The following is a 14,530-nucleotide window of genomic DNA, read 5'->3' as shown; positions in this document are numbered from 1 at the left end:
GCAAACTATTTGGCAGGCTATTGTTTTTCAGACATCTATAAAAAGTTGACTTAATCAGTCAGCTTTTTTTGTGCCTTTTTATTGGGTAACTCTTTATGTTCTGCTACCAGTTCCCAGCCAACCGATTCAATTAACTGACGGATAAGCGAAATTGTATCGTTGGCCTGGTTTTTTGCAATTTGCACCAGGTGGCTGTTTTGCACTTTTTCACGAATAAACTCTTTCGATTTTTTATTCATATTCGTCAGGTCGGTTTCGGTAAACTTGTTGATTATTCCTTTCTGTACATCGTAGTATTCCAGATCGTTATCAATGCTTAGAATTTCAGGCTCAGGGAATTGCGATAAGCGAACCTGCCTTTTTGGCGTATTTATTTCTATGTTTATTTTCGTGAGGTCGAAGCCAATCATAACTTTGGCTTTAACAATAAGTAGCGCTTTTTTTTCGGTCTGAAAAAGTTTAAAAAAAAGATTCTTTTCATCGCGGTGCGTGAATATTTCTGAAAATTCACCTTCAACAGTAATAAGCTTACAAACTTGTTTTATTTTCTCTAAAAGTAAAACCGATTGACTTTGCAGTTGGCGTTCGTTGCGGTTTTTATAAAAATATACCGTGCCGGCAATGCCGCCAACCAAGCCAATTATTAATCCCAAAAAAATAAGGGTCTCCATAAAATGTGGTATTTAAAAGTCTAAAATAAAACTTTTTACACAATACCCTCTTATCCGGGCGTTGAAAAGCTTGGCTTAGTCCTGTTCTTGTTCTGCTTCAGGAAGAAAAAAACGGGCTAGTTTAAATATTGGAATGCTTGAATTCTCTTGACACAGGTTAGTTGTTACCACCACTACCAGCTCTTCATCGGGGTAAATTAGCATCGACGAACTACCTCCGGTAACAGCTCCCTCGCGGCCATATACTTTTCTTCCACTGCTGTCGGTGATTATAATCCATCCGTTGGCGAGGAGAGAAGGCCCCTGACTGGATAGTGAGACAGGTTCAAAAAGGTTTTCACGGGTACGCTCGTTCAGGTAATCAGAGCTAAGGAAAACATTGCCCAATTTAACCAGATCTTCAGCTGTGGAAAGCAATCCATCAGACGGAAGTCGCCAGCGCATATCCATTGTTACTGCGTTTACTACCTGCGCAATCATGTTGTGGTCGTAAAAATTTGTACGGCCTTTTATTGTGGAAAAAGGATTATCGGGGCAGGTATTGCTAAGTTTAAGCGTATCAGTAACATAGTTTTCAAGCAATTCGTGATATTTTTGATTGGAGGCATTTTCCAGTATTGCTCCAAGCAGGTTATAGTTAAACCGGCTTTCTTGTTGATAGGCCCCTGGTGGTGCCATTAATGGATCGTCCATAAATTTCTCCAAGCCTCTTTTTATGCTAAAATTAATTCCGGTCCATTCTTGTTCCGCCCGCGTTAGTTCTCTAATGCCCGAGCTATGGTTAAGCAGGTGTTCCAACTTTACGGGCATTTTCTTTTTCGGAAAGTCGGGCAGGTAGTGTTGTACTGCTGAGTCGGGGATAAGTTTGCCTTCTTCAACCATTTTCAGGTAGATAAGCGCTGTATATAATTCAGATAATGAACCTATTCTGAATTTGGTGTCGCGTTTTGCAACTACTTCCAGGTCTTTTGAAGCCCAACCCATTGCTTCAGAGTAGATTAGTTCTCCGTTTTTAGAGATAGCAATTTGTGCTCCCGGAATAAAATTGCGTCCTAAAAGAAAAGAAAATTCTTTTCGAACCTGCTTAATCTCTTCAATGTATTTTTTATTATACACCACATCGTTTTTTGCTTTTTTACAGTTGGTAAGTGTTGCTAAAACAAAAAACAAAATTAGTACCTGAGTTATTCGCATCATTTTTTACTGGTTTTAGTTAAAAAAGCAGCTGCAAAAATAAAAATTTAGTAGAAGTGTGAGCTGAAATTTTTTGAAAAAATCGAAGGCTTTTCGTTGTGTTTAAAGGAAGTTTTTTTTCTGAAGCAGGTTTTGAAATGCGATTTTATAGGTACTGCTCACCGGAATTAATTTGTCCTTTATTTTTACTGTGTTGTTTTCGATATAATCAATTTTATCTACTGAAATTATAAACGATTTGTGTACCCGAATAAATTTCTGCTCATCTAAAAGCTCCTGCATTTTTTTGAAATTCAGCAGGGTCATAATCCGGTTGTCTTCGGTATGAATCTGAAGGTAATCGCGTTGTCCTTCGATGTATAAAATTTTATCAAAATATACTTTTACGGTTTTATTTCCTGATTTAATAAACATAAAATCGGGCTGCTCATTTACCGGGGTGCTTTGGGTAGAAGCCTGAACCGGTGCCTGGGTGTTTTTATCTTTCAGAAAACGGGCATATACTTTTTCCGTTGCTTTTACAAAACGTTCAAAAGGAATGGGTTTTAAAAGATAATCAACAACATCCAGTTCATAGGCTTTAAGTGCGTACTCGTCAAAAGCCGTGGTTAAAATAACGTAAGGCGGATCTTTAATGGTTTCCAACAGCTGGATGCCTGTAAATTCATCCATTTGGATATCAAGAAAAATAAGGTCTACTTTATTTTCGCGTAAAAATGAAAACGTGGAAAGTGCGTTGTCGAAAGTACCTAACAGGTTCAGGTAATCGATTTTTCCGGCAAATCGTTCTATCTTTTTTAAGGCCAGAAGTTCATCGTCAACAGCTATGCAATTCATTTTCATTGGTACGTTGTTTTTCAGTTAAACCGGTACTTTTATATGTACCTCAAATTTATCTATATCCTTATTAATATCAAAGGTATAGTTATCGGTATAAAGCAGTTTTAGCCTTTTTTCAACGTTTTTCAGTCCTGTTCCGGTGCCGCTGTCGGGTAATTTAAAATCATTACGCTTTATAAAATTTGAGGTGTGCAATTCAATAAAATCTTTACTAATGAAAAAATTTATTTTAATACCCGGCGATTGCGACTGTTTGTTACAATGTTTTACCGCGTTTTCAATAATTGGTATAAAAAGTAAGGGCGGAACTTGCTGAGAATTGGGCATGCCGTCTTGTTCGTAGTGCAAAAAATCGGGATCGGCAAAACTCAGCTTAGCCAGTTCAAGATAATCTTGAATATAGCTTATTTCTTTATCCAGTTTAACTTTTTCGTGCGTAGATTCCTGAAGCATATAACGCATAATTTTCGAAAGCAAAAAAATGGCATTCGAAGCTTTTTCTTTGTCTTCAAAAATTAAAGCATCAATGTTATTCAAAACGTTAAATAAAAAGTGCGGGTTAACTTGCGAGCGCAAAATTCCTAATTCAGACTGTACCGTTTTTCGTTCAAGTTCTGATTGTGTTAATTGGATGTTGTACGAATAGCGAAATAGCTTGAATGCTGTTGCAGACCCTATTATCATAAAGTTGTTGAGCAGCGCCGAAAACATTTCAGCACTAATTGGGCGGCGGGCAATCCAAAAACCCAGCATGGGTTGTATATTTAGTTTTATAAATTGCGAAACGGCAATGTTTAGCGCAATAATTAGGGCTGTACCCAAAATGAAAATCCCAAAGTTTCGCTTTTTAAAAACAAAGCGCGGCAAGAGGTATTCAATAACAATGTATACTCCAATAATATCAATCGGAATGTAAATGATGTTTATAAAAGCCTCAAATACAAAGCCATACGACAGTAGGTAGGGAACAGTGTAAAAGGTAAATATAAATATCCAAAACAGGATATGGTTAAGAATTCTGTATTTAAAAATTTTCATTTTTAGTTAAAATACTTATTTCTTACAATTGTACATGATTTAATTGAATAATTCACTGATATTCTGCCAATAAGCCGTTTAATTCGTCTAGCAGGGTTATTTTAAGCCACTTGCAGTTTTGAAGATTAAGAGCTGTATTTTGCAGATTATTTCATACTGTTGGCAGATAGGGAAAGCAGGCTGAAAATTCAACTTGTTTTAGCTCTAACATTTGTTGTAAATCAATGGTTTTTTAAGGCACATGATGTCGCTCCTGTTTTTTAGCAAGTATTTTCCCTTTTAACTTTACTTTAAATCGAATAATGAAAAATTTCTTTGGTAGGTTTCCCGTTTAAAATGCACTATTTTTGATCTGCTTAAAAAATTAGAAATCAATAATTAAAAATTGCAGTCATCAGAATTTCTGATCGTGCAAAATCGGAGCTTCAATTTTGGGGCCCGACTAAAAATAAACAGACATGAATATTAGCGCATTGCAAAAAGAAAGGGCTAAATATCAGCCTAAACTACCTAAATCATTAAAAGGGCCGGTAAAACTGGTTGAAGGAGCAAAAACCGAATCGGTTGCCGACCAAAAAGAAATTGAAGAACTATTTCCGAATACTTACGGAATGCCACTAATCTCTTTTGAGGCAGCTGATGAAGCCGGTGCAAAAGAACCTGTAAATGTTGGAGTTATTCTTTCAGGCGGACAAGCGCCAGGAGGGCACAATGTTATTTCAGGTATTTTCGACGGGATAAAAAATATTCACGCCGATAGTAAATTATACGGATTTTTAGGTGGACCTGGAGGATTGGTTGACCATAAATACATGGAACTTACTGCCGATATTATTGATGAATACCGTAACACCGGTGGTTTTGATATTATTGGTTCAGGACGTACAAAACTGGAAGAAGAAGCACAGTTTGACAAAGGACTGGAAATTGCCAAAGATCTTGGCTTAAACGCCCTGGTAATTATTGGTGGCGATGATTCGAACACAAACGCTTGTGTTTTAGCCGAATATTATGCAAAAATTAATGCAGGTGTGCAGGTGGTTGGTTGCCCGAAAACAATTGATGGTGACCTGAAAAACGAAATGATTGAAACATCGTTTGGTTTTGATACAGCCACTAAAGTATACTCAGAGCTTATTGGTAACATTCAGCGTGATGCCAATTCTGCAAAAAAATATTGGCACTTCATTAAATTAATGGGGCGTTCAGCTTCGCATATCGGGTTAGAGTGTGCGCTAAAAACACAGCCAAATATTACCTTAATTTCTGAAGAAGTTGCCGAGAAAAAACAAACTTTAGGCGAAGTGGTAGAGTATATGGCGGGTATTGTTGCCAAACGTGCCGATGATGGTAATAACTTTGGTGTTGCCTTAATTCCGGAAGGATTGATCGAATTTATTCCGGAAATGAAAGTATTGATTTCGGAGCTAAACGATTTACTTGCTGAAGATACCGATACTGAAAAGGAATTTAAGATGTTGAAAAAAAGTCACCGTAACGAATGGGTGGCCAGTCAACTTACTGATGCATCAGCAAAAGTTTTCAGTTCGTTGCCAACAGGTATTGCAACTCAGTTAACACTCGATCGCGATCCGCACGGTAACGTTCAGGTTTCGTTAATTGAAACCGAAAAGTTATTGGGCGAAATGGTAGGTACACGTCTTGAAGAGCTGAAAGAGGAAGGTAAATACATTGGTAAATTCGGAACACAATACCATTTCTTCGGCTATGAAGGACGCTGTGCTGCTCCATCTAATTTTGATGCCGATTATTGCTACTCCTTAGGTTACACCGCATCAGTTCTTATCTCTGAAGGAAAAACAGGATATATGTCGTCGGTGCGCAATACAACTGCAGCTGCCGATGAGTGGATTGCCGGAGGTGTTCCTGTAACCATGATGATGAACATGGAAAAACGCCATGGACATATGAAACCGGTTATTCAGAAAGCTTTGGTTGAACTCGATGGAGCTCCTTATAAGTATTTCGTTTCAAAAAGAGGCGAGTGGGCGGTTGGAACTGAGTTCGTATATCCCGGCCCGATTCAATATTTTGGTCCGACTGAAGTGTGCGACCAAACAACCGAAACATTAAAACTGGAACAGGAGTAATACTTGTTTCAATAAAAATACTTCAAAAAACCTTCCTGTTTTTTTACAGGAAGGTTTTTTTTGGTTTCCCCAGTCGTATGAATATTAGTAATTGTGCCTATTCTGTTGTACCTTTAACCATAATGTTGATACAGAGCAAGGTGCATGCCCTCAAAAAAGAAAACGTTCTTCTAACCAAAAAATAAAAGTAAAATGAAAAGAATTTTGATTTTGTTAATTTTTGCTGCAAGTATTGTTTCGTGTCACAACTATAAAAAGGATGCCGAACAATTGATTACTGAGCGAGACAGCCTGGCCCAGGTGACGGCGGTGAAAGATTCTTCAATAGTTGAGTTTCTCAATGATTTTAACGACATTCTTGCCACGCTGGATTCCATAAAACAGGTAGAAAAACTGGTTACCGTACAATCGGCCAGAGGGCGTGAAATGAATTACCGGCAAAAACAACAAATCCTTGAAGATATTCAGTTGCTTAACGAACTGATTCAAAAAAACAAGGAGCAGCTCTCATCGTTGCAAAAAAAACTTAACAGTGCCAATTATAAAATTGGTAACCTAAATGCTATGGTAGCCGAGTTTGAACAACTGGTACAAAAACTTGAAAAACAGGTGTCGGAAAAAGATATGGAAATTGTTGAATTATCACGCGAAGTGCAAAATTTAACCCGTAACATCAACCAGTTGAATCAGAAAATTACCGTAATTGAAACTGAAAGTGCTGAAAAGACGCAAACAATTGAACAGCAAAAGATGGCCTTAAACAAAGCCTTTTATGTGGTGGGCAGCGCAAAAGAATTAAAAGAAAATGGAGTTGTTGAACGTACGGGAGGAATGCTTGGAATTGGCCGAACATCAACCATTAAAGAAGATTTTAATAAAGAAGCTTTTACCGAAATCGATATCAGGGAGTTGAATTATGTGCCTTTAAATGTTAAAAAGGCAACTGTTATTTCTGTTCACCCTGCCGGATCGTTTTATATTTCAGGCGAAAAGGCTGCTGATACCCTTTTTGTTGAGAACAAAGTTGAGTTTTGGAAAGCCTCGAAATATTTGGTTATCGTACTCGACTAAAAAAATAAGAAAATCAAAACAACAGGCGCTTTTGCAAAAGGCAAAGGTGCCTGTTTGTATTGTTAACGCAATGTTGATGGTTAAACGGAATGGTTCTTAATAAAAGTTAAAAAATAGTAGGATTATTAGCGATATTAAATTTTGATCTGGTGATCTTAATTACTTTCGCTTCATTATTAAATATGTAAAATGCCACGAAAACAATTATCTTGAATAGATAAGCATATTTATTGTGTAAAACGTAGTGTAGTGATTTGTTTCTCTTTATCTTGAGTATTCAATAAAATGAAAATCTGATAAAAGAAACAAGATTGCTTATTTATTATGAAAAACAATATCAGATTTACAATACTTTTCCTCCTCTCTGTATTTGTTGCAACGGCTGCTGATGAGGCAACAGAATTATCGGGCTTCGTGTTTGACGCGAGCACGAATGAACCAATTCCGTTTGTGAACGTGTGGGTAAAAGGAACTACCCGTGGCACTATTACCGATATTGAGGGGTATTTCCTGCTCTCAGCTACAGTTGGCGACGAGATTAGCTTCTCGTCGGTTGGTTATGAAAAAGAGGAAATAAAGGTTACGGCCAATCTTGCTCTTCCCTTAAAAGTGCAATTAAAACCCGATGTACAACGTATAAGCGAGGTAACAGTTAAACCCGAGGAGTCGCGTGCCAAAGTACTTTTTCGGGAAATCATGAAGAATAAGAAGGATAACAGGCAAAAGGTGGAAGGCTTTGCCGATTACAAAACTTTTGCCCGAACTTCAGTTTATATGGCCATCGATTCAACCTCTAAAGTGAACCGAATTATCCCCAACCTTAACGAGGTTACCATGAAACTGGACGACCGTGATGTACGTTTCTCGCCCATATATTTGGCTGAAGAAGGGATATTGGTTGAAAACCAGGAAGACAGTTTGGTGTACCGTAAAAAGGATGGCATCTTCCCAAAACTTAACCAAACCATCGAAAGCTTGATTTTATTAAACGTAGTTATCGATCTTGATTTTTATAAAGACCAGATTAATATTTTAGGCCGTGGAATTATTTCGCCACTGAGCAATTCGGCCAGGTTACATTACGATTTTTACCTGAACGACAGTACTCTGGTTGATAGTGTATGGCATTATAGTTTTTCTTTTACGCCCAAAAATAAATACAACCCGCTATTTACCGGCAGGTTTACTGTTGAGGGTACGAATTATGCGCTTACAAGTGTTTATGCTTATGTTCAGGAGGAAGCAAATATTAATTTTGTAAATGGTTATCGGTCGAATGTACAATACCGTAAAACTCCCGATGGAACCTGGTTCTACGATGAACAACAAATTAGCCTGAACCTTTCTTTAATGCTGAATAAAGACACCGTTTCGAGGTACGGGTCGCAGCGAATCGACCAGATATCAAGTGGAAACTGGATGGTTAACAAAACAACCCAGTATTCAACATCGAAACAGTTGGATGAGGTAAAAGGGCGAAATTGGAAATTGCAACCCGAATTTGCCGCAAGCCTGATGTCGGATGGTACCTACGAGCGTGTTGACAGGCTCAAAGAAAACCAGGTGGTAAAAGGTATTGATGCAGTAGGGGGGATGGTGCTTACCAGTTATGTTGACCTGGGTAAGTTGGAATTAGGTCCTGTTTTTGATATCTACAGTACAAACGCCATCGAAGGCCAACGCTTTTCTCTGCCTTTCAGAACCGGGCAAAAAATGTGGGAGCGTTTTACCATTGGTGGATTTTTAGGGTACGGAACACGAAATAAAGAACTGAAATACGGCCTTAATTTTGGCTGGCAATTAACGGAGGATGACCAGTTTGTGCTGCGTGGAAGTTATTCCGACGATTACAACCTGGTTTCGCAGGATAAGTACCTGAGGTTTATAAAGAAAAATCCGAATACCCGCGGTAACGGAAACTTTATTGCGGCTTTAACCTCGCGCGAAGAAAATCCATACCTGCAGCAAGAAAAAAAAGTCCATGTAAACCTGGAGTATAATACCGAAAATATTATTCTGGAAGGGGGGGCTTACTTCTCTTCCAACCGCAGTACACCCGAAATTCATTACATACACGATGGGGTTGATTACAACCATTATTCAGCTTACGGTGCGTTATTTAATGCCCGTTTAGCCTTCGGACAGTATTTCGATCAATATTATTTTATGCGTGTTTATTACATCGACCAAACGCCGGTTATTAACCTGAGTTGGGACATAGGTCAGGCCTATCTGCCGGGTAGCAACACACCCGATTTTGGTCTGTATTCTCATTTTCACGGTTCTATTGTTGGAAAGTTAAATATGGGGGCGGCATTTATGCGCTACATGGTTAATGGTGGATATTTGTTTGGCGATGCGCCCTACGATTTGCTCGAAATGCCGGTTGGTTCGCAATCGCTCGGGTTTGCCAAGTACCGTTTTAACTTGTTGCACCAGGCTTCGTTCGCACACAATGTGTATACCAATGTTCACCTCGACTGGGTTGGGGGCGGCATTGTTTTTAATCGCTTGCCTTTAATTAAAAAGCTAAAGCTGCGTGAAATGGTTTCGTTAAAAGCTCACTATGGCGACAGAACAAGTTCATATAAACCTGTATTTGACTTGCCGCAGGCCTTTTCGCAAGACCTTACAGCGCCCTATGCCGAAATAGGTGTAGGTATTACAAATATTTTTAAAGTGTTGCGTGTGGAGTATATTCACCAATTGGGCAGTACCTACATGGATAGAAGTTTTACCGACAATAGTGGAATCCGCTTTAGGGCCGAAATGAGTTTCTAAAATTGAAAAACTACGTGTTTCATGAGTAATTAGTCTTGATCTTTAGACTGTTCCCATTGTTCGCGGGCAAGTTTTTGCAGGTCAGCAACCTTGTCGGTTTCATCCATGATTTCAAGTCCAAAAAGTGTTTCAATAACATCTTCCATGGTTACCAGGCCTACAATTGTGCCAAATTCATCGGCAACAATATTCATGTGTTGTTTCTCTTTAATCAGTTTATCCAACAGCTCAGCTACCGATACATTATCTTCAACAAAATATACCTTTCTTCGTATTTCAACGGCCTGACGGTTGTGTTTGTCGGCTGCAATGTTCTCTAAAATAGCAGCTTTCAGAATAAAACCGGTAATGTTATCAGTAGTTTCGCTATAAACCGGAATGCGCGAAAACTGAAAAGGATTGTAGCTGCTGTATATCTCGCCCAGGCTTTGATTTTCATCGAGACTAAGCACAACGCTTTTGGGGGTCATTATGTCTTTAACCACCTGGTTCTCGAGCTTTAGCAAGTTCTGGATAATTGATTTTTCTTCCTTGTCGATGGCACCACTTTTTAACCCGGCATCGGCCATTGCTGCTACATCGGCACGGCTCAATACGCTTTTTTCGCCATCTTTTTTTATTAAATGGGTAACCCATTTGCTTAACCAAACAAAAGGAGCCAAAACAAGCATCAGTATTTTTAACGAACGTACTGTAAACGATGTTAATTGTTTCCAGTACGTGGCGCCAATGGTTTTTGGAATGATTTCAGAAAGAATCAGTATGGCCAACGTCATCAGTCCGGCTATAAGCGATTCGTAGGTGGCCTCGAAAAGATAAAAATCGACTTTTGCCGTGCCATATATTTTCCCGGCCTCAACACCCACGCCCACTGCACCAACCGTATGTGCAATTGTGTTTAAGGTTAACACTGCCGACAAAGGCCGGTCGATATCTTCTTTTAAAAAGCTAAGCTGCTTTCCCAAACGTGGCTTTTCCATTTGTATGCGACTAACATACGATGGTGTTACACTTAGTATTACAGCTTCCCATATTGAACACAAAAATGAAAAAATGATAGAGATTAAAAAGAAGAAAAGAAGTGTCGTCATATATTACCTCAACAATGTTTACTACGAAAATAAAGAAATATTCCGGAATTTAATTGTCTGAAGTACATTCTTAAATCAGTAAGCTGGCAGCTGTTCGTCATTTGGATGATTGGAAATTCTGTGCATTAAACGCACTGTTTATCCCTGTTTTATTACCTGATATTTGTTTATCTGCCTGTCTGAAAAAATTTATAGTTTCATTTTTAGCATTAAAGTTGCTGATAGTGTTAACTTTAATGGGCTTTAAAACCGAATTACTACTGCAATGAAAACGATTATAAACTATTTCTTTCTGCTGGTTTTATTTTTTGTTGGATGTAATTTTAATCAGGAAAAGAAAGTTGAAACAAATGAAAACAGTAAGAATGATGGAATAACGGTGATAAAAAAGCCGTATAAAAATTCAACCAAGATTGAATATGAAATACCGGTTGTAAGCGGAACAACTATTAAACATGGTATACAAAAACGTTTTTACCTTCACGGAAGTGTATACTCTACAATACCTTATGTGGCAGGTAAAAAGCAGGGAATAACTTACACTTATTACAAGGCTGCATTGGGAGACAAACCGCAAGTGTGGAAAGAACAGCCCTACGAGAACGATGAGCTTAACGGAACCTGCAAACGCTATCACCGCAATGGTACGCTACAGGCTGAATATGAATATAAAAACGGATTACGGGCGGTTGGGTTAAACGAATTCTGGGAGTCGGGAAATGCCATAAAACAGCCCGAGCTGGTGTTAACCAGGAACAGGGTTGCTACAGGATATTATATTTCTGCACGTTTGTCGGATGAATCGGACAAGGTCGATTTTTTTATAGGCGACCTTGTGGAGGGCAGGTATATGCCAGAAAATTTGAAAGCGTTGCAGGTACGCAATGGAATTGGGGAAATTGTAGTAGAACAAACCTCCGGAAAGCTAACTATTACAGCTGTTTACTCCACCCGTTACCGAAATACAGGGGTGGTAAGTGGCCGGGTTGTTCTGCCATAATTAAAAACTCTAACATAGTTGTAGCGTCTTAAAATCGCTATTGGGCAAAATCAAAGCATTTGAAAAAAAAAGCCACCCTCCCTAAGGAAAGTGGCTTCTATATCGTTAAGTCTTATTTGCCTTATGCAAAAAACCGTTCTGTGGTTTACGATCCAAAGTCGTCGAATAATACGTTTTCATCCGGAACTCCCATATCGTAAAGCATTTTCTGAACGGCATCGTTCATCATTGGTGGGCCGCACATGTAAAAGTCAATTTCTTCCGGCTCTTCATGCTGGCTCAGGTAGTTGTCGTGAATTACCTGGTGTACAAACCCGGTTTTGTATTTAACGTCTAACTTATCCGCTTCCGGATCTTCGCGGTCCAGTGCCAGGTGGAACTCAAAATTTGGAAAGTTTTTCTCGATGTCTCTAAACTGATCGTAATAGAAAACTTCTTTCCATGAACGTGCTCCATACCAGAAGGTAACTTTCTTTTTCAATTCTTTAACCGTATGGAACAGGTGGAACAAATGCGAACGCATAGGCGCCATTCCTGCACCACCTCCAACAAACATCATTTCGCTGTCGTTGTCTTTCAGGAAGAACTCTCCGTAAGGCCCCGATACAGTTACTTTGTCGCCTGGTTTAAGGTTAAAAATATACGATGAACAAATACCTGGATTTACTTTCTTAAATCCGTTGCTTGCACGGTCCCAGGGTGGTGTTGCAATACGAATGTTCAACATTACAATATTTCCTTCAGCCGGGTGATTTGCCATTGAGTAGGCGCGGAATGTTGGTTCCGGGTTTTTCATTACCAGGTCGAACATGCCAAATTTCTCCCATTCCTCACGGTATTCCTCTTCAATATCCATGTCTTTAAAGTTTACATCAACTTTAGGTACGTCAATCTGGATATATCCGCCCGATTTGAAATCAAGGGTTTCGCCTTCAGGAAGTTTAACCACAAATTCTTTAATGAAAGTCGCCACGTTGTGGTTCGAAACCACTTCGCACTCCCATTTCTTCACACCAAGAACTTCTTGTGGGATTTTAATTTGCATGTCTTCTTTAACTTTTACCTGGCAGGCTAAACGCCAATTGTCGTTTTGTTCTTTACGGGTAAAGAAACCGGTTTCAGTTGGCAGAATAGAGCCTCCGCCTTCTTCAACCTGACAACGGCACATGGCACAGGTACCACCGCCACCACATGCTGATGGAAGAAGAATTTTATTGTCGCCAAGCGTAGTTAACAGCGTGTTGCCCGGTTCTGTTTCAACTTCCAGGTCGCCTTCGTTAATGCTCACTTTTACAACTCCCGATGGCATTAATTTCTTTTTGGCAAACAATAAAATGGATACCAATAAAATAACCATCAGCAGGAATACTGCCACACTGGCAATTACAACGGTTGATAGTGTTGCTAATAATATCATATTCATTAACTCTTTTTTATTCTACAATTTAATTCCGCCGAAACCCATAAAAGCCAAGCCCATTAAACCGGTAACGATAAACGTAATACCAAGTCCGCGTAGAGGTGCCGGAACATTTGAGTATTCGATTTTTTCACGAATAGCAGCAATACCAACAATGGCCAGTAGCCAACCCACACCCGAACCAAGTCCGTAAATGGTGGCTTCGCCAACGTTAAGGAAAGCTTTTTGCTGAAGGAATAATGAACCCCCTAAAATTGCACAGTTTACAGCGATAAGCGGTAAGAAAATACCCAGCTGCGTGTACAATACCGGAGCGAATTTCTCAACAATCATTTCTACCAACTGTACCATCGAGGCAATAATGGCGATAAACATGATAAAGCGCAAGAAGCTAAGGTCAACTGTCGCAAATTCTTCGCCCAACAACCAAACCAATGCGCCTTCATTCAAAATATAATTTTCTAACAGGTAGTTAACCGGAACAGTAATTCCTAACACAAAAATTACGGCAAGTCCTAAACCGGTTGCAGTACTTACTTTTTTCGAAACCGCCAAATACGAGCACATTCCGAAGAAGTACGCAAATACCATGTTTTCAATAAAAATTGACTTAACAAAAATATTAATCAGATTTTCCATTTGAATTCTTTTTTTGCGTTATGAATTAATCTTCAATTAGTTTACGGTTGCGGCTGCGTTGAACCCAAATAATAATACCAACCACAATAAGAGCCATTGGCGACAATACCATTAAACCGTTGTTTGCGTAGAATCCTCCGTTGGCAATGTACCAGCTATCGGGAATAATTTGGTAGCCTAATAAAGAACCACCACCTAATAACTCGCGCAGTGCACCAACAACAATTAAAATCCAACCATAACCTGCTGCATTACCAATTCCATCTAAAAAAGCCGGCCAGGGGCGGTTACCCAGGGCAAAGGCTTCCAGACGTCCCATAATAATACAGTTGGTAATAATTAATCCTACAAATACCGAAAGCTGCTTACTTACGTCGTAAACATACGCACGAAGTATTTGGTCAACTAAAATTACCAAAGCGGCAATTACCACAAGCTGCACAATAATTCGGATACGGTTTGGAATTGTATTTCGTAACAATGAAATAATTACGTTTGCAAATGCTAATACGGCGGCTACCGATATGGCCATTACAATTGATGGCTTTAATTGTGCGGTAACTGCCAGTGCTGAGCAAATACCAAGTACCTGTACGGTAATTGGGTTACTGTCGTTCAATGGATCCGACAATAACTTTAAGTTTTTCTTTGAAAATAATGGTTCGCTCATCTCT

Annotated in this window: 12 protein-coding genes; 4 read left to right on the top strand and 8 right to left on the bottom strand. The window is 39.1% G+C overall.

The genetic code is table 11. The features are described from left to right. Positions 1 to 50 precede the first annotated feature (50 nt). From QZ574_RS13045 to QZ574_RS13030, 4 genes are all read right to left on the bottom strand, one after another. Positions 51 to 671, bottom strand: a complete 621-nt coding sequence (locus tag QZ574_RS13045; RefSeq protein WP_297090177.1) for a DUF4230 domain-containing protein — start codon at positions 669 to 671, stop codon at positions 51 to 53. A gap of 75 nt (positions 672 to 746) precedes the next feature. After that, entirely contained in the window at positions 747 to 1,868 is a 1,122-nt protein-coding gene (locus QZ574_RS13040; RefSeq protein WP_297090175.1) for a serine hydrolase domain-containing protein, read from the bottom strand. A gap of 99 nt (positions 1,869 to 1,967) precedes the next feature. Next, positions 1,968 to 2,708: a LytTR family DNA-binding domain-containing protein gene (locus tag QZ574_RS13035; protein ID WP_297090173.1), complete on the bottom strand. Its 741-nt coding sequence runs from the start codon at positions 2,706 to 2,708 to the stop codon at positions 1,968 to 1,970. An 18-nt stretch (positions 2,709 to 2,726) separates the two neighbouring features. Then, on the bottom strand, positions 2,727 to 3,743 hold the full coding sequence (locus QZ574_RS13030) for a histidine kinase (protein WP_297090171.1): 1,017 nt from the start codon (positions 3,741 to 3,743) through the stop codon (positions 2,727 to 2,729). Between the two features lie 458 nt (positions 3,744 to 4,201). Here QZ574_RS13030 and QZ574_RS13025 point away from each other — a divergent pair, with 458 nt between their 5' ends. From QZ574_RS13025 to QZ574_RS13015, 3 genes are all read left to right on the top strand, one after another. Continuing rightward, positions 4,202 to 5,854: a diphosphate--fructose-6-phosphate 1-phosphotransferase gene (locus QZ574_RS13025; RefSeq protein WP_297090169.1), complete on the top strand. Its 1,653-nt coding sequence runs from the start codon at positions 4,202 to 4,204 to the stop codon at positions 5,852 to 5,854. A 192-nt stretch (positions 5,855 to 6,046) separates the two neighbouring features. Further along, a complete protein-coding gene (locus tag QZ574_RS13020) occupies positions 6,047 to 6,925 on the top strand; it encodes a hypothetical protein (RefSeq protein ID WP_297090167.1) in 879 nt (292 codons plus the stop codon). A 324-nt stretch (positions 6,926 to 7,249) separates the two neighbouring features. Further along, complete coding sequence (locus tag QZ574_RS13015; RefSeq protein WP_297090164.1) at positions 7,250 to 9,706, top strand: DUF5686 and carboxypeptidase-like regulatory domain-containing protein; 2,457 nt, start codon at positions 7,250 to 7,252, stop codon at positions 9,704 to 9,706. Positions 9,707 to 9,735: 29 nt separating this feature from the next. Here QZ574_RS13015 and QZ574_RS13010 read toward each other — a convergent pair whose 3' ends face one another. Further along, positions 9,736 to 10,797 carry a hemolysin family protein gene (locus QZ574_RS13010; protein ID WP_297090162.1) on the bottom strand — a complete coding sequence of 354 codons (1,062 nt, stop codon included), beginning with the start codon at positions 10,795 to 10,797 and terminating at the stop codon, positions 9,736 to 9,738. A 265-nt stretch (positions 10,798 to 11,062) separates the two neighbouring features. Here QZ574_RS13010 and QZ574_RS13005 point away from each other — a divergent pair, with 265 nt between their 5' ends. Further along, positions 11,063 to 11,797, top strand: coding sequence for a hypothetical protein (locus QZ574_RS13005; RefSeq protein ID WP_297090160.1), 735 nt, complete (start codon positions 11,063 to 11,065; stop codon positions 11,795 to 11,797). Positions 11,798 to 11,942: 145 nt separating this feature from the next. Here QZ574_RS13005 and nqrF read toward each other — a convergent pair whose 3' ends face one another. From nqrF to QZ574_RS12990, 3 genes are read right to left on the bottom strand one after another with little or no spacing between them, the layout of a single operon-like run. Then, positions 11,943 to 13,220, bottom strand: coding sequence for an NADH:ubiquinone reductase (Na(+)-transporting) subunit F (nqrF, locus tag QZ574_RS13000; RefSeq protein WP_297090158.1), 1,278 nt, complete (start codon positions 13,218 to 13,220; stop codon positions 11,943 to 11,945). Positions 13,221 to 13,235: 15 nt separating this feature from the next. Further along, a complete protein-coding gene (gene nqrE, locus QZ574_RS12995) occupies positions 13,236 to 13,856 on the bottom strand; it encodes an NADH:ubiquinone reductase (Na(+)-transporting) subunit E (RefSeq protein ID WP_297090156.1) in 621 nt (206 codons plus the stop codon). A gap of 25 nt (positions 13,857 to 13,881) precedes the next feature. Beyond that, positions 13,882 to 14,526 (bottom strand): NADH:ubiquinone reductase (Na(+)-transporting) subunit D, encoded by a 645-nt coding sequence (locus QZ574_RS12990; RefSeq protein WP_297090154.1) that lies wholly within the window; start codon positions 14,524 to 14,526, stop codon positions 13,882 to 13,884. Between the last annotated feature and the right edge of the window lie 4 nt (positions 14,527 to 14,530).

It is taken from the genome of uncultured Draconibacterium sp. (assembly GCF_913063105.1).
Lineage (GTDB): Bacteria > Bacteroidota > Bacteroidia > Bacteroidales > Prolixibacteraceae > Draconibacterium.
Note: the sequence above shows the minus strand (reverse complement) of the source record. Positions and strands in the feature narration are given on the sequence as shown.